The following is a 16,096-nucleotide window of genomic DNA, read 5'->3' as shown; positions in this document are numbered from 1 at the left end:
CAGGGGGAGTTTCAATGAAAAAAACTACATCTGCACTATTAAGTATGGCGCTTGTCTTTTCTAGTTTTGGAGCTTTAAGCGCGCATGCTGAATCGCTGCAAAAGGAGAAGCAATTTAGTCCACAGTTAAAAGCGAATATTGAGCAATGGGGAGAAAACAAAATCGCGCAAAATGTTGAAACAAAAACATCAAAAGAAATTTCAGTCATTGTAGAATTGCAACATGCTCCGCTCGCTTCACAAAGTAACATTCAGCATGCTCCAGATTTTAAAAATGAAAATGTGCAATCATACCATGCACAACTAAAAAAAGCGCAAGAGGATACAACAAAGAAAATTAAAGAAAAAGCACCAAAAGCAAAGATAAAAGAAACGTATAGCACGTTATTTTCTGGATTCTCTATTTCTATCCCAGGAGATCAAGTTGCTGCTTTAGCTTCTTTACCCGAAGTAAAAGCTGTTTATCCGAACTTAACATATAAATTGCATGAAACAGCAAAAAGCGCTACTAAAGAAGAAGCGCCAAATATCGGTGGACCGACAATCGGTGCACCTGAAGCATGGAATTTAAAAGATCCATCTGGAAAACCGCTTGATGGAAAAGGTATGAAAGTCGCTATTATTGATTCTGGCGTAGACTATACACACCCCGACTTACAAGCAAACTATATCGGTGGATACGATACAGTCGATGAGGATAACGATCCGATGGATGGTATAACGTACACGGTACTCATGTAGCTGGCATTATTGCTGGTAACGGAAAAATTAAAGGCGTTGCTCCGAATGCTTCTATACTCGCTTACCGTGTCATGAACGATGGTGGAACTGGTACGACCGATGATATTATTCAAGCTATTGAGCGCGCTATTCAAGATGGTGCTGACGTTTTAAATTTATCTCTCGGTCAAGATTTGAATGTCCCTGATCAACCTGTAACAATGACGTTAGAACGCGCAGCAAAACTTGGTGTTACTGCAGTCGTTTCAAATGGAAATGATGGACCAAAACCTTGGTCTGTTGATGCTCCTGGTAACGCAAGTAGTGTCATCTCTGTTGGTGCATCGACTGTTTCTATTCCATTCCCAACATTCCAAATAGCTGGTTCTAATAAATCTTACCAAGGATTACCGTTATCAAAAGCAGATTTCCAAGTAGGAAACGATGCTCAGCTTGTCTATGTTGGCTACGGTAATTCAAGCGATTACGCTAAACAAGATGTGAAAGGGAAGTTCGCCCTTGTTTTACAAGGAACTTCAAGCACGTTAGTAAAGGCAGAACAAGCGAAACAAGCTGGAGCTATCGGGGTGCTACTAATTTCTAATGAAAAAGAAATTAATATTACGCCTGAATATTTTGGCCGTGAAGAGATAGCTCTTCCAGTTATGCAACTATCAAATACAAATGGCGAAGAATTGAAAAATTTAATTACAAAAAGAAAGAAAAATATAAAGATTGGACAACCGAACAAAACCGAACTGATTGGTAACTTCAGCTCAAGAGGACCATCACAAGAAAGTTGGCTCATAAAACCTGATGTTGTTGCACCTGGCGTACAAATTACTAGTACGGTACCAAGGGGTGGCTATGAATCCCACAACGGAACAAGTATGGCTGCTCCGCAAGTAGCGGGAGCCGTTGCCTTACTGCGTCAAATGCATCCTGATTGGACGACAGAACAATTAAAAGCAGCTCTTGCCAATACTGCAAAAACATTAAAGGATGTCAATGAAAATACATATCCTGTCATGGCCCAAGGATCAGGTTTAATTAACATTCCAAAAGCAGCCCAAACAGATGCATTAGTGAAACCGAACAATGTAAGTTTCGGTCTTATTAAGCCAAATAGTGGCAAAGTGAAACTAACACAAAATATTACGTTACAAAATCTTTCTAACAAAAAGAAAAACTTTTCAACTCGTATTGAATTACTAGATACAAAAACAAAAATCCAGACTTCTTTCCCTTCTTCAATTAGTTTAAAACCAAATAGTAACATCGAAAAGCCTTTTACTATTACTGTGGATAGCTCCTTACCACAAGGTGTATATACAGGAAATCTGTATGTAAAAGAACAAGGTAAAACTGAAGAAATGCGTATCCCATTTACATTTAGTATTGATCCGAAAGAATACAAGCGTATCGATGGCGTTGAAATCGTTAATTCTACTTTCAGTCCAAATAATGACAACATACTAGATGACAACCTAATCAATTACTATTTAGTTACACCTGTTGAGGATATAGCGTTTCATGCTAATTTAATTACGAAAGACCGTGTGACATATCAAGGCATGGTATATCAAGGCAAAAACGAAACACCTGGTTATAAATCTTTCAAATGGAATGGTACAAGAAAGGACGGATCTCCGTTGCCTCATGGCTTATACCAAATCGAAGCTGTTGCTTCTAACTCTGGTGGAGAAACAAAACAAACAGGAGCTGTATTTATCGACCGAACAGCACCTAAGTTAACACACGAAATTGATCAAGAAAATCTCAGAATTAGAGGAAAAGTTGATGATATTCTACTAGATTGGATGACAGAATCTGGTTGGATTGCACCTGGTATTCCAGTAAGAATGCAATATGAAATTAACGGAAATGGTGTATGGGAGAGTGCATTCCTAAACACTTGGGAGAAAAACTACGAAATTTATTTCGATCGTAATCAATTACAAGAAGGAAAAAATACTATTCATATTGTAGCAACCGATGCAGCTGGAAATACGACTAATTTAAATGTTGATTTAGAAGTGAAATAAAGTGAAACTTTAATCAGCACTCACCAATCGGACTTTTACGGGCAGTAAGGCTTCCATCTAACTTCTTTGCTCCGGCCAAATTTTGAGGTAGGAGTTTTACTGCCCACAAATAGCGGGATAAAATTATTGTTGACAATCTTTTAAAAATAGTTTTATAATACAAAACATAGTTTAGTTGAACGAATTATATATCGGCTTTGAAGGAATACTAGTAGCGACTTATATCCCTGTCTCAGAGAACTGATGGTTGGTGCGAATCAGTACATATACAAGCGTGAATTACAATTCTGGAGCTTCTTTCCCGTAGTGCACATAATGCATGAAGAGAAAGACGGAGCTTTCCGTTATCTTAAAGTGAGTGGTAAACAATTTTTCTGTTTACAATTAGGGTGGTACCGCGATTTTTATCGTCCCTATCGGATTTTCCGATAGGGGCTTTTTTGCGTCCTTCCCTTTTGCACAATTTCATATATACGCGTTGAAAGAATCGCAGTAATATCTTATATCCCTGTTACAGAGAGCTAATGGTCGGTGGAAATTAGCACATATATAAGTATGAATTACAATTCTGGAGCTTCTTTTTCGTAGTGCTTGTACGCATGAAGGAAAAGACGGAGTTTTTCCGTTATCATTAATTGAGATGTAAGTATGTTTTCACTTACAAATAGGGTGGTACCGCGATTCTTTCGCCCCTATCGGATTTTCCGATAGGGGCTTTTTCTATTTCTCACAGAAACAAATGTTAAATAATTCCGAATCTTATGATAAAATTTTATAAGCGCTTACAATTTTGAAAGGTGGTGGTTCCAGCTATACCCAACCAATATTCAATTTTATAGAAAACAAGGAGGATGTCTAAATGACAAAGAAAACAGAAATTCCATCGCATTTAAAACCATTCGTATCCACGCAGCATTATGATCAATATACACCGGTGAATCACGCTGTTTGGCGTTACATTATGAGACAAAATCATAGTTTCTTAAAAGACGTTGCTCATCCAGCCTATGTGAACGGACTACAATCATCTGGTATAAATATAGATGCAATTCCAAAGGTAGAAGAAATGAATGACTGTTTAGCACCAAGCGGATGGGGAGCTGTAACAATTGATGGACTTATTCCCGGCGTAGCATTCTTTGACTTCCAAGGACACGGCTTACTACCAATCGCAACAGATATTCGCAAAGTAGAAAATATCGAGTACACACCAGCTCCAGATATCGTACACGAAGCAGCAGGACACGCACCTATTTTACTGGATCCTACATATGCGAATTATGTGAAACGCTTTGGACAAATTGGTGCGAAAGCTTTCTCTACAAAAGAAGAACATGATGCTTTTGAAGCTGTTCGTACATTAACAATCGTAAAAGAAAGCCCTACTTCTACTCCTGACGAAGTTGCCGCTGCTGAAAATACTGTAATTGAAAAACAAAAGTTAGTTTCTGGTTTATCAGAAGCTGAACAAATTTCACGTCTTTTCTGGTGGACAGTAGAATATGGGTTAATCGGAAATATAGATGCTCCAAAAATATATGGTGCTGGTCTCCTTTCTTCTGTTGGCGAAAGCAAACATTGCTTAACAGACGCTGTAGAAAAGGTTCCATTCTCTATCGAGGCATGTACAGGTACAACTTATGACGTAACAAAAATGCAACCACAACTATTTGTTTGTGACTCATTTGAAGAGCTGACTGAAGCACTTGAGACATTTGCTGAAACGATGGCCTTTAAAACAGGTGGAAAGGAAGGTTTAGAAAAAGCGATTCGCTCTGAAAACTATGCAACTGCTGAACTAACTAGTGGATTACAGATTACAGGTACATTCAGCGAGACAATTGAAAACGATGCAGGTAAAGTGATTTACATGCGAACAAATTCGCCAACTGCATTAGCAATTCATAATAAACAACTAGCGAATCATTCTACATCTATACACAGTGACGGCTTTGGAACACCAACTGGATTACTCACTGAAAATATTGCATTAGAAAATTGTACAGATGAACAACTACAATCATTAGGAATTACAATTGGAAATATTGCTGAGTTTACTTTTGCAAGTGGTATTCATGTAAAAGGAAAAGTAACAGATATTATAAAAAATGATAAGAAAATTGCTCTTATTTCCTTTATCGATTGCACAGTTACTTATAACGCCCGCGTATTATTTGATGCTTCATGGGGTGCATTTGATATGGCTGTTGGCTCACAAATCATTTCAGTATTCCCAGGAGCAGCAGATGCAGCATCATTTTTCCCAATTGATGAAGAAACAGAGGAAACTCCAGCACCTCTTGCATTAACTAAGCTGGATCGTATGTATCAAACAGTTCGTGATATTCGAGGTGGAGGTATTTTACACGACGCACATGTCGATCAATTAGTAGCAATTCAAGAGGTATTAAATAAATTTTATCCGAAAGAATGGCTGCTTCGCCTTGAAATATTAGAATTACTTTTAGAGCATAACAAAGGGCACGAAACATCAGCAGCATTATTACAACAACTTTCTACTTTCACAACTGACGAAGCTGTAACACGCCTTATTAACAATGGTCTTGCACTACTGCATGTAAAGGATGTGAAAAATGATGCTGCGATTAACTGAAGAAGAAGTTCAAGGGGAATTATTCAAGGTGGATAAATGGATAGTAAAAGATGAAAAATGGATTGAACGAAAATATATGTTTTCCGACTACTTAAAAGGAGTCGAATTTGTCTCTGAAGCCGCCAAACTATCAGAAGAACGTAATCACCATCCATTTATCCTTATCCAGTATAAAGCAGTCATTATTACTTTGTCATCTTGGAATGCAAAAGGTTTAACGAAACTAGATTTTGAGCTTGCAAAGCAGTTTGATGAACTATTTTTACAAAACGAAAAAGCAATTATAAGAAAGTAAAAAAAGAGAAGCCTTTTTTAGGCTTCTCCTTTTATTTTGAAATGAATACAATGTCCAAATGGGTCCTCAACTTGTAATATTCCATCTTTGTACGTAGCGACTTTGCCAATATTTTTTAAGCTTTCACATACTTGCTCTTTTTGTTTTTCATCCGCTAGTACAATTGTGAAATATTTCAAGCCGACGGAATTTGGCATTTGCGGCGGTATTTCTTCACCTTGCCACGTATTTAAACCGATATGGTGATGATAGCCACCTGCCGATACGAACAACGCTCCATTACGAGCTGGGATTGTTACTTCAAAACCAAGACCATCCACATAGAAACGTTTCGCTTCTTCCAAATCAGCTACATGGAGATGAATATGTCCCATTACAGTACCCGCCGGAAATCCATTCCATGTACTTCCTTGCTGTAATAGTTCTTCACCAGCTAACGGGTTACTAACAAATGGTAGTTCTCCATTCTCATCACGCCAAACTTCTTTTTGGCGATCATGATAAATTTCAATCCCGTTTCCATCTGGATCAGCTAAATAAAGGGCCTCACTAAAGTAATGGTCGGCTCCGCCGTGCAGTGGATATACCATTTCTACAAGATGACGAAGAATATTCGCTAAATCCTGTCTGCTTGGTAATAAGATTGCGTAATGATATAACCCCGTTCTCCCTCTTTGCTTTGGTAAAGCTTCTTTCTTTTCTTCAATGATAAGGAGTGGTTCGTTATTTTCATTCCCAAATGTAACAACCATTTCATCTTCTTTTAGTACTTTCATACTTAGTACTTCTGTATAAAACTCTAGTGATTTCTTTATATTTGATACATATAAATGAACAACATCAAGTGTTGTGTCGGGATGAAGTTGAAAACTCATCTTGTTAGCCCCCCATTTAATTTAGTTCTTCTTTAACATTCTCTCTTTTAAGAAATTATCTACAAAACCGTCTGCTTTCGCAACAAATAAGTACGCACCCATTGCTAACAATGCAAGTTCTAATTCGAAGCCAGGATTTTTTCCATCTCCTAATAAACCAGCTGACCATTTTACTTTTACAATTGCTCCAACCATTACAAGTGCAAATAATAATCCAATATATCTTACACCTAAACCTAGAATTAACAATATACCACCAACTACTTCCGCTGTTGCTACACCGTATGCAAGACCTCCTGGTAAACCAATGCTTGTAAACCACCCTGCAATATTGTCAATCCCCGATTGGAATTTTGTTAAACCGTGCATAAAGAATGTTACCCCTAACACGATACGAATAATTAAGTTACCGATATGTTGATTCATTTCATTCTCTCCTTTATAGTTTTCTTATACAAAACTTTTATTTACAATACAAAACATACACTAATTTTTTTTATTCGTCAATTCATTTTCACTGGGAAAAAATATATTTTTTTTGCTATGATACAAATAGTTGTTTACAAAAAGGAGCTTGATTTTATGAATATTGGTTCTGCAATACGTGAAATTCGTCAACGTAGAGGCATAACAATTGCACAAATTTGTGAGGGAACAGGTCTTTCTAAAGGATTTATGAGTCAGGTTGAAAATAATAAAACATCACCATCTATCTCAACTTTAGAAACAATCTCCAATTTTTTAAACGTTCCCCTTCCCTATTTATTATTAGAACAAAAAGATCGGCTGAAAGTTGTCAAAAAGGTAGAGCGTAAATACAGTGTATACGGAAAAGATGAACAAAGAATTGAACATGTTGCAGAGCAAGGTGGCCTTCGCCTAAATCTTGTGGAAATTCCTGCTGGGTTTCCGAAAGAAAATATACCAAATGCCCATGAAGGGGAAGAATGTCACCTTGTATTACGCGGAAAACTAGAAGTTCAACATGGAGAAGATATTGCAATTGTAGAAGAAGGTGATTCTTTCTCTTGGAATGCATGTGTTCCTCATATTGTTCGTAATATAGGAGAAGAAACTGCATTATTACTCATCTCTAGTCATGCAGAAAATCGAAAACGTGTTTATTAAATAAAAAAGAAGCCTGTAAATCAGGCTTCTTTTTTATCCCCTTATAACTCCATAACTTGTCCCAACTAGTACAGTCTTTTCATGTTGATTGCGATAAACTGACTCGATTGAAACCTTTTTATATCCTTCCATCTGTTCAATATTTGTTAAAGTTAGTTCACAAGTGATCGTATCTCCTGTAAAAACCGGTCTAATAAACTCACTTACTAATTCTCTTGCTATGTAATGTAATTCTTCTCCTACTTTCGTTCCAATACTAGCAGTTAATAAACCATGAACCATTAAACGTCCATTTTCATCATATTCCATATGATGCCTACCTTTATCTCCTGTACTATTTGCAAATTCAAAAACCTCTTCCTCAGTAAATCTTCTTTCGTATTTAAATACATCCCCAACTTTTATACTCATTTTTATCCCCCTAATAATAAACAGAATTTTCTTTCATTTTACCATAAAATGAGTCTCAATTCATTTTCTATTACAAAAGAATTAGAAATGCTTATAACTGTACTATTTCTTTGCTTTTCGCTCATTTACCGATGACCATCTCTTTTCGCAACTTGATACCCGTAGTACGCACATGTTCCATTTCTCGATAACTCTCTCACCTCAAAACCACAACTTCTATAAAAATCAAAATTACTCGCAGATGTATGTGCAAACCAGTCTCCATGTGGCAACTTTTGCAAACAAAGAGCGACAAGTTTCTTACCTAATCCCTTCCCTCTATATTCACATTTCACAACTAAATTTACTATGTTCGCGATCATAATTCCATCAGAAATGACTCTAACCATCGCAATCATCTCTTCTTCATCCCAAATTGTGAATGCCCATGTTGAATTTTCAAATGCTATCGTGAATTTTTCAATTTGCCAAGAAGGGATATTATCATTACTCCAACCAGCATCTTCGAATAAGGTTTTAATTGCATATGCTGGCACACCATTCGTTCCCTCACGAATAATAAGGCCATTATGATAAATATACATGTAATCCCCCCTTTATTTTTATATACCATTCTTCAAAAGATGCAATTTACCTTTTTTCATCCAACGCGTTTAATGGAATAAACGAGAACGTCCATCCCATGAAATGAAGTTGTTTTCTCATAACTAAGCCCTGTTTTTCTAGCAACAAAGATTGAGGCGGGGTGATCCGGATTAATAAGAGAAATTAATTTATTCATTCGTAACGCTTGGAAACCATAGTCTCGAAATGCTGCCGCTGCTTCTTTCGCATACCCTTTTCCCCAATACTGAGGTAATAACCAATAACCAATTTCAATTTCTTCTTTTCCATCTATCTGCTGCTTTACTAACCCTGCATGACCAATTCGTATTCCCGTTTCCTTTTCAATCAATACAAATAAACCAAGACCGTTTTTATAGCTAGGAATCACCCACTCCTCCAAACTTTTTTTACATTGCATATATGTTTTTAACGTCCCATTTCCAATATAGCGCATTACCTTCTCATTTCCCCATAGCGAAGCATAGAACTGCAAATCATCCATTGTATATTTGCGAATTTGTAAACGATCTGTATGAAACATCTCTGCACTCCTTCCCTCGAATTTGTACTTAACTACACGACCATGTTTTGTATGTATATGAATTGTTACTATCCATTATAAAGTGAAACTTTAATCAGTGGGGCGGTTTTGTTCATCCTCACTCATTATTAGCCTTCACCAATCGAATATTTACGGACAGTGAACCTCCCGCCTAACTTCTTTTCCCTAGCTGAATTTTGAGGTGGGAGTCTTACTGCCCACAAATAGTGGGATAAATGAACTAATGACTAAATACAGAATATTCAATCTCTAAAGAATTAAAAAAAGACAGTAGACAAATATTGTCTACTGCATCCATATCATAACTAGCATAAAGAAAACTACAATTGAGGGGGGTGTAGGATTTTCAAATATACTAGATACTTATCCCGTTCTAACGGGCGGTAAACTTTTCAATTATATGAAAGTGAAAAGTTTACCGCACATAAGAACCTTTGCGGTCATTAAGAGAGCACCGTTAAGTACTCAAATACACGCTGTGCTTTTTCTCCACCCATTCGTGCATGTTGAAGAAGGGAAATACCATGTGGACCCGATGCACGCAATGCTTCTGGTTGTGCTACTAAAATAGCTTGTACAACTTCTAATTCTCCAAGCATCGCGGCCGCGAAAATGTCCATTCGAGCACCCTTTTCTAGTAAATAGAGAGCAATATCTTTACGACCTACATGTGCCGCTGCTCCTAACGCACTTTCCCAATCTGATCCGCCCCAATTGTAAGAGGCATGAAGTAAGCTTGGCGATTCAGCCAACAGTTCTTGTACTTTTTCTAAATCTCCGTGAGCTGCCATAACAAATTCTCTTACTAACTCAGTGGTAATACATTCTTCTGTTCGCATCTTGCTCCTCCTTTTTTAGAAATTCGTTTTGGTGTGAAAAATGGCTTGTCACTTCCTTGAAAAATATCTACCTCTATGCCGAACACACGTTGAAACATTTCATGACATAACACTTCTTCTGGTATACCGTCATACTGAAGCTGCCCTCGCTTTAATACGAGTAAACGATCACTATATTGAGCCGCTTGGTTAATATCATGTAAAACCATTACAATTGTCATGCCAAACTCCTCGTTTAATCGTTTCACAAGTTCCATTACTTCCAACTGATGAACGATATCTAAAAAGGTTGTTGGCTCATCTAATAATAAGACATTTGTACGTTGTGCTAGCGTCATTGCAATCCAGGCACGTTGTCTTTCTCCTCCTGATAAAGATTGTAAAAGACGATATTCATACCCTTCAAGATTTGTAACAGACAATGCCCAATCAACAATTTCTTCATCGTCTTTATTTAAGCCACCTCTCCATGATTTATGAGGTCCCCTTCCAAATTCGATTAATTCTTTCACTGTTAAATCTAATTGATGATCATGCATTTGTGGTAACATCGCTAATTGCTTCGCTACATCGGTACTTTTCATCGTATGAATACTTTTTCCATCTAAAATGATATCCCCTTCGCTTTGTTTAAGTAGTCTTGCCATTAAACGAAGCAAAGTAGATTTCCCTGATCCATTCGGTCCAATTAAACTAACGACCTCTCCAGCTTTAATATGTACATTCATATTTTGCATTTGAAATCTTTCAGAATGTGCGTAAAACACTTTATTAACGGAAATCACGTTGTCTTCCTCCTCTATGAATTAAATATAAGAAGAACGGACCGCCTAAGAAGGATAATAAAATACCAACAGGCAATTCAATTGGATCGAACCAACTTCGAGCTATCGCATCCGCGAAAACAAGTAATATCCCTCCGCCAAGGCATGATAATGGCAGTAAATATTTATAGTCATTTCCAACTAATAAACGTAACATATGTGGTACAACAAGACCGACAAATCCAATAAGACCAGAAACACTAACTGCAATTCCAGCTAATAGTGTACTTACTACTATTAAATAAAACCGGCTTCTCTCCACGTTATGACCTAATAATTTCGCCATTTCATCTCCAAGCATTAATACTCGAATATGCTTTATACCAAAGAAGGCTAATATAATAGCGAATATTGCATAATAAATAATCATGTTTAAATGTGCCCAACTTACACCACCAATGCCACCTGCTAACCAAGGTAACACCGATTGTACTTTGTCACTATGTAATAACATTAACGCTGACGTCGCTGCACCAATTAATGCATTGATTGATACACCTACTAAGACAATCCTTGAAGGCGGCGCCCCTTTTTGCCATGATAAAGCATAAATGACCATCGCCGTTATGAAAGCTCCTATAAACGCCCCGAGCGGTAAAAATGCCATATGCTGAGGGAATAAAATCATAATTACAATTGCTACAAGGCCTGCTCCAGATGAAACCCCGATAATACCAGGGTCTGCAAGAGGATTTCTCATAACCCCTTGCAGCAGTGCACCAGATGCTGCTAAACATGTTCCTACTATAAATCCAACGAGCACTCTCGGTATACGAAGGTCCCATACAATTCGATGAACCGTCGAACCTTCATCTTGTATCCCTGTTAGAATATCTCGTAAAGAAAAGGATAGGCTTCCTGCGAAAAGACCGTAAAAAAGACCTAAAATCGCTAATACAACTAAAGTAACTGCTATGATCCACCTTTTTTTCGCAAAAGGATGTTCCCTTTCCCTTACTACTTCACTACTTTCCATACGTATCATTTCCTTACATCTTGTATACTTTTATACATAAAGTCCATTGCTTCTGTAACTTTTGTTCCAGGATTTGATCCAAATAAGTCTGGTGGCAAAATAACTACACGATTTTGTTTTACTGCATCTAAATTTTTCCACGCTGCATTTTTCATCATTTCGCCTTCAAATGCTTTTTTAACGCTATTTGGATCTCCATGTGTAATTAAATAAATCACATCTGGATTTGCCTCAATAATACGTTCTACACTTAGCTGCGCATATTGCGGATATTCCTTCATTTCCGGAAAATCAGCTGCAATATTTTTCCCGCCTGTTTTTTCTAAAATATCGCCTGATAAAGATGTTGGTAATGCTGCTAAATAAGTACCTGGTGCTCCGTATACTAACAGTGCTTTCACATCACTCTTTTTCTCATATGTCTTCATTTGATCATTAATTTTTTGATTAAGTTCTTTTGCTTTATCTTCTTTCTTCATTATCGTTCCATATAGTTCAATATTCTTTTGAATATCTTGTACAGAATTCGCAGAAGAAATCATTACTTTCGTTCCTTGTCCTTCAACCGTTGGAACATTCTTTTGAAACCCATTGTTAGCAATAAGTACATCCGGTTTTAAACTAGCAATTTGCTCAAAATTCGGTTGATGTGCATTCCCGATTACTTGTACTTTCTTTAAATCCTCTGGAAGAGTTATTTTTGCATCCGGACGACCTACTATTTTTCCGCCTAAAGCATGAATAATATTCATGTCTCCCATACTTAATGTTGCAAAACTCTCTGGCACTTTATCGAATGTTACCTTTCTTCCTGACAGGTCGGTAACTTCGATTTTCTCTTTTCCTTTTTCTGTTTTTGTTGCAGATGCTTTTTCGTCTCCCTTTGCATTGCAACCTATTAACAAGAAAAAAATAGATAAAATCGCTGTGAATAGCGTAATAGATTTTTTCATTCTTTCACCTCTAACTGATAATGATAATCATTAACTACTATTCTACTTTAATTGATAAGGATTATCATTGTCAATATAAACCGCATACATTTTTTTCAAAAACAAAAAGCACTACAAAAAGATTCGTTCTTTTCGTAGTGCTCTATTTCATAATATTACTCACATTCATTTCCCTCTAACTGATCTCGCATCACTTTCACACGCTGAAAGAAAAAGAATGATAAACTTAAAAATATAATGGTGCTCCCCATCATAACAAAAGATTGTATTGTTTCTTTTGCTCCATTCGGAATCAATAAGCCAACCATTAACAATGTACTTACAGCGAGAAGGATTTGTCCGAACCGAGTATAATCTTCTATTTTTCCTTGTAATTCTTTCATTAAATTCTCACTCCTCTATTTCACTGTATCATATTCTATTAAACTTAAAGACCAGTAAATACAGCCATTCTGGGAGATGTTTTCCAAATGAAAAAGAGCCGCTTTATTGCGACTCTTTCATAACCATTACTCCCCTTTATATGCTTCCATATAAATTTCTTTCAACTCTGAAATGAGAGGTAATTTTGGATTAGCTGTTGTACATTGATCTTCAAAAGCTCTTTCTGCTAATAATCCAACAACCTCTTCAAATTGGTCTTTAGCAACTCCTTGTCCTGCAATACTCATATTTATATTTAAGCTTTTTCCAAGCTCAATAATTGCTTGGACGAGTGATTCCACACCTTCTGCTGTCGAGCCTGCTGGAAGCCCGAGCATTCTCGCAATATGTGCATAGCGTTCATCAGCTACAAAGTGCTCATATTTTGGGAACAACGCGTGTTTTCTTGGCTTAATAGCATTATAGCGAACTACGTGCGGCATAAGAATTGCATTGGCACGCCCATGCGGAATATGAAATTCCGGTCCAATTTTATGTGCTAAGCTGTGATTAATACCTAAGAAAGCATTTGCAAATGCCATCCCAGCGATTGCAGAAGCGTTATGCATTTTTTCTCGCGCTTCTTCGTCATTTCCATCTTTAAATGCTCTTGGTAAATATTTAAATACGAGATCAATGGCCTTTAATGCTAATCCATCTGTATAGTCATTTGCTAGAACAGACACATACGCCTCGATTGCATGCGTTAATACGTCCATCCCAGTGTCTGCTGTTACATGTGGTGGTACTGTCATTACAAACTGTGGATCAACAATTGCTACATCTGGTGTTAATTCATAATCCGCGAGCGGATACTTTATATTATTTTTCTTATCTGTAATAACCGCAAATGGTGTCACTTCTGATCCTGTTCCTGATGTTGTTGGAATGGCAACAAACTGCGCCTTACTTCCTAATTCCGGATATTTACATGTACGTTTTCTTATATCTAAAAACTTCTGTTTAATTCCATAGAATGTTGTTTCTGGGTGCTCATAGAAAAGCCACATCCCTTTCGCTGCATCCATAGCTGAACCACCACCAAGTGCGATAATTACATCTGGCTTAAAACTTCTCATCATTTCCGCACCTTTAAACACAGTTTCATCTGATGGATCTGGCTCGACCTCAAAGAAAACTTCGACTTTTACATCATTTGCATGTTTACGTAAATAATGCGTAACCGTATCTACATATCCGTGCTCAACCATTCCTGGATCCGTTACAATAAATGCACGTGAAATGTTAGGCATATTTGCTAAATATGCTGTCGCATGTTTTTCAAAATAAATTTTTGGTGGTAATTTGAACCACTGCATATTCTTTTTTCTATTTGCCAACCTTTTTATATTTAATAAATGCGTCGCTGTTACGTTTTGAGAAACTGAGTTTTTCCCATACGAGCCGCAACCAAGCGTAAGTGATGGAATAAATCCATTATATATGTCACCGATTCCACCTTGTGATGAAGGGGCGTTTACAATAAGACGGCAAGCTTTCATACGTAATCCAAATTGTTTTTGTACTTCTTTATTTGTAGAATGAATGACTGCTGAATGTCCTAAACCACCAAGGTTTAACATTTCTTCGCAATATGTAAATCCTTCTTCTAATGAATTTGCTTTTACACACGCTAATACTGGACTCAGTTTCTCACGAGATAGTGGATATGCTGCTCCGATACCTTGTATTTCAGCTACAAGCATTTTTGTATTTTCAGGCACAGTAATTCCAACTAATGCGGCAATGTACTGCGCTGATTTCCCTACAATATCACTATTTACTGCACATGTATTTTCATTAATAACTAGCTTTTCTAATTTTCTTCTCTCTTCTTCTGCTACAAAGTAACAATTGTTTGCAATCATTTCTGTTTTCACATCATCATAAATTTCCTTGTCTATAATGATTGCTTGTTCTGATGCACAAATCATACCGTTATCAAATGTTTTTGATAAAATTAAATCATTAACAGCTCGTTTTATATGCGCTGATTTCTCTATATAGCATGGTACATTACCAGGACCTACACCTAGCGCTGGTTTTCCAGTAGAATAAGCTGATTTCACCATACCTGCTCCTCCAGTTGCCAAAACAAGCGCAACACCTTCATGGTTCATTAATTGTTTTGTTGCTTCGACAGAAGGTTTTTCAATCCACTGAATACAATGTTTTGGTGCCCCCGCCTTCACCGCTGCATCATATACTGTTTTCGCCGCTGCAATGGAACAGTTTTGTGCTGAAGGATGAAATGCGAAAATAATTGGATTTCTCGTTTTTATCGCGATTAATGCTTTAAACATTGTTGTCGACGTTGGATTCGTTACTGGCGTTACCCCAGCTACTACACCGACAGGTTCTGCAATTTCTATTATTTCTTCATGAGGATCTTCGTGAATAATCCCTACTGTTTTATCTTTTTTTATGCTATGCCAAATATATTCAGTAGCAAAAATATTTTTAATACATTTATCTTCATATACACCACGACCCGTTTCTTCAACAGCCAACTTCGCAAGCGGCATATGTTGATCCACACCTGCTAATGCCATTTCGTGAACAATGTTGTCAATTTGCTCTTGTGTAAAACCTTCTAATGCTTGTAAAGCCTTTCGACCGTTATTCACTAACGTATCAATCATCTCTTTTACTTCCTGCATTTCATTTACAACTTTCTCTTTGACTACCATGTAAATTCCTCCTATTCTGCTATCGTGGACTAAATGAGACCCTATAGGTCATAATAAGTCCCGATTAGCGTAAAAAAAATAGAGTTGCTTTCCTACATGAACCTCATTGTTTGTGAAACATTTCACAAGATTGTTC

14 protein-coding genes, 1 pseudogene and 2 other annotated features are annotated in these 16,096 nt (G+C 37.0%); of the genes and pseudogenes, 4 read left to right on the top strand and 11 right to left on the bottom strand.

The genetic code is table 11. The features are described from left to right. Positions 1-14 precede the first annotated feature (14 nt). From MNO09_RS08010 to MNO09_RS08000, 3 genes and pseudogenes are all read left to right on the top strand, one after another. Positions 15-2,764 (top strand): annotated as a pseudogene (locus MNO09_RS08010) (S8 family serine peptidase). A 188-nt stretch (positions 2,765-2,952) separates the two neighbouring features. Then, positions 2,953-3,182 (top strand) — a binding site (T-box leader). 51 nt (positions 3,183-3,233) lie between these two features. Beyond that, positions 3,234-3,461, top strand: a binding site (T-box leader). Between the two features lie 162 nt (positions 3,462-3,623). After that, on the top strand, positions 3,624-5,378 hold the full coding sequence (locus MNO09_RS08005; protein ID WP_088107371.1) for an aromatic amino acid hydroxylase: 1,755 nt from the start codon (positions 3,624-3,626) through the stop codon (positions 5,376-5,378). Then, the gene (locus MNO09_RS08000) at positions 5,359-5,673 is read left to right on the top strand and encodes a 4a-hydroxytetrahydrobiopterin dehydratase (RefSeq protein WP_000979547.1); all 315 of its coding nucleotides are present in this window, start codon (positions 5,359-5,361) and stop codon (positions 5,671-5,673) included. Before MNO09_RS08005 ends, MNO09_RS08000 begins: the two co-directional genes overlap by 20 nt. A 17-nt stretch (positions 5,674-5,690) precedes the next feature. On the opposite strand, the gene MNO09_RS07995 is transcribed toward MNO09_RS08000, so the two are convergent. Both MNO09_RS07995 and MNO09_RS07990 read right to left on the bottom strand, forming a co-directional pair. Next, positions 5,691-6,548, bottom strand: a complete 858-nt coding sequence (locus tag MNO09_RS07995; RefSeq protein WP_000009828.1) for a VOC family protein — start codon at positions 6,546-6,548, stop codon at positions 5,691-5,693. A 21-nt stretch (positions 6,549-6,569) separates the two neighbouring features. Then, a complete protein-coding gene (locus MNO09_RS07990; protein WP_001071551.1) occupies positions 6,570-6,974 on the bottom strand; it encodes a DoxX family protein in 405 nt (134 codons plus the stop codon). 156 nt (positions 6,975-7,130) lie between these two features. On the opposite strand from MNO09_RS07990, the gene MNO09_RS07985 reads away from it, so the two are divergent. Then, positions 7,131-7,676 carry a helix-turn-helix domain-containing protein gene (locus MNO09_RS07985; RefSeq protein WP_001020697.1) on the top strand — a complete coding sequence of 182 codons (546 nt, stop codon included), beginning with the start codon at positions 7,131-7,133 and terminating at the stop codon, positions 7,674-7,676. Positions 7,677-7,709: 33 nt separating this feature from the next. On the opposite strand, the gene MNO09_RS07980 is transcribed toward MNO09_RS07985, so the two are convergent. From MNO09_RS07980 to adhE, 9 genes are all read right to left on the bottom strand, one after another. Continuing rightward, entirely contained in the window at positions 7,710-8,087 is a 378-nt protein-coding gene (locus tag MNO09_RS07980) for a hotdog family protein (protein ID WP_241950110.1), read from the bottom strand. 125 nt (positions 8,088-8,212) lie between these two features. Continuing rightward, on the bottom strand, positions 8,213-8,671 hold the full coding sequence (locus MNO09_RS07975) for a GNAT family N-acetyltransferase (RefSeq protein ID WP_000276113.1): 459 nt from the start codon (positions 8,669-8,671) through the stop codon (positions 8,213-8,215). Between the two features lie 56 nt (positions 8,672-8,727). After that, positions 8,728-9,306, bottom strand: coding sequence for a GNAT family N-acetyltransferase (locus tag MNO09_RS07970; RefSeq protein WP_098098261.1), 579 nt, complete (start codon positions 9,304-9,306; stop codon positions 8,728-8,730). 392 nt (positions 9,307-9,698) lie between these two features. Then, complete coding sequence (locus MNO09_RS07965) at positions 9,699-10,094, bottom strand: ankyrin repeat domain-containing protein (RefSeq protein ID WP_001258431.1); 396 nt, start codon at positions 10,092-10,094, stop codon at positions 9,699-9,701. Further along, the gene (gene fpuC, locus MNO09_RS07960; RefSeq protein ID WP_061672377.1) at positions 10,061-10,879 is read right to left on the bottom strand and encodes a petrobactin ABC transporter ATP-binding protein FpuC; all 819 of its coding nucleotides are present in this window, start codon (positions 10,877-10,879) and stop codon (positions 10,061-10,063) included. Before fpuC ends, MNO09_RS07965 begins: the two co-directional genes overlap by 34 nt. Next, positions 10,866-11,894, bottom strand: coding sequence for a FecCD family ABC transporter permease (locus tag MNO09_RS07955; protein ID WP_002096299.1), 1,029 nt, complete (start codon positions 11,892-11,894; stop codon positions 10,866-10,868). The genes fpuC and MNO09_RS07955 overlap by 14 nt, the downstream gene beginning before the upstream one ends. Before the next feature lie 5 nt (positions 11,895-11,899). Further along, complete coding sequence (locus MNO09_RS07950) at positions 11,900-12,847, bottom strand: ABC transporter substrate-binding protein (protein ID WP_000748444.1); 948 nt, start codon at positions 12,845-12,847, stop codon at positions 11,900-11,902. Positions 12,848-13,002: 155 nt separating this feature from the next. Further along, a complete protein-coding gene (locus MNO09_RS07945; RefSeq protein WP_000661459.1) occupies positions 13,003-13,230 on the bottom strand; it encodes a YrhC family protein in 228 nt (75 codons plus the stop codon). A 126-nt stretch (positions 13,231-13,356) separates the two neighbouring features. Then, entirely contained in the window at positions 13,357-15,960 is a 2,604-nt protein-coding gene (adhE, locus tag MNO09_RS07940) for a bifunctional acetaldehyde-CoA/alcohol dehydrogenase (RefSeq protein WP_064474732.1), read from the bottom strand. Between the last annotated feature and the right edge of the window lie 136 nt (positions 15,961-16,096).

The organism is Bacillus sp. N5-665 (genome assembly GCF_022637375.2).
Taxonomy (GTDB): Bacteria; Bacillota; Bacilli; order Bacillales; family Bacillaceae_G; genus Bacillus_A; species Bacillus_A wiedmannii.
This window is presented reverse-complemented; position numbering and strand designations above follow the sequence as displayed.

Excerpts from the sequence above, each read along its gene's own strand:
- MNO09_RS08005 (WP_088107371.1), top strand. The coding sequence starts at position 3,624 with ATGACAAAGAAAACAGAAATTCCATCGCATTTAAAACCATTCGTATCC.
- MNO09_RS08000 (WP_000979547.1), top strand. The coding sequence starts at position 5,359 with ATGATGCTGCGATTAACTGAAGAAGAAGTTCAAGGGGAATTATTCAAG.
- MNO09_RS07995 (WP_000009828.1), bottom strand. The coding sequence starts at position 6,548 with ATGAGTTTTCAACTTCATCCCGACACAACACTTGATGTTGTTCATTTA.
- MNO09_RS07990 (WP_001071551.1), bottom strand. The coding sequence starts at position 6,974 with ATGAATCAACATATCGGTAACTTAATTATTCGTATCGTGTTAGGGGTA.
- MNO09_RS07985 (WP_001020697.1), top strand. The coding sequence starts at position 7,131 with ATGAATATTGGTTCTGCAATACGTGAAATTCGTCAACGTAGAGGCATA.
- MNO09_RS07980 (WP_241950110.1), bottom strand. The coding sequence starts at position 8,087 with ATGAGTATAAAAGTTGGGGATGTATTTAAATACGAAAGAAGATTTACT.
- MNO09_RS07975 (WP_000276113.1), bottom strand. The coding sequence starts at position 8,671 with ATGTATATTTATCATAATGGCCTTATTATTCGTGAGGGAACGAATGGT.
- MNO09_RS07965 (WP_001258431.1), bottom strand. The coding sequence starts at position 10,094 with ATGCGAACAGAAGAATGTATTACCACTGAGTTAGTAAGAGAATTTGTT.
- MNO09_RS07955 (WP_002096299.1), bottom strand. The coding sequence starts at position 11,894 with ATGGAAAGTAGTGAAGTAGTAAGGGAAAGGGAACATCCTTTTGCGAAA.
- MNO09_RS07950 (WP_000748444.1), bottom strand. The coding sequence starts at position 12,847 with ATGAAAAAATCTATTACGCTATTCACAGCGATTTTATCTATTTTTTTC.
- MNO09_RS07945 (WP_000661459.1), bottom strand. The coding sequence starts at position 13,230 with ATGAAAGAATTACAAGGAAAAATAGAAGATTATACTCGGTTCGGACAA.
- adhE (WP_064474732.1), bottom strand. The coding sequence starts at position 15,960 with ATGGTAGTCAAAGAGAAAGTTGTAAATGAAATGCAGGAAGTAAAAGAG.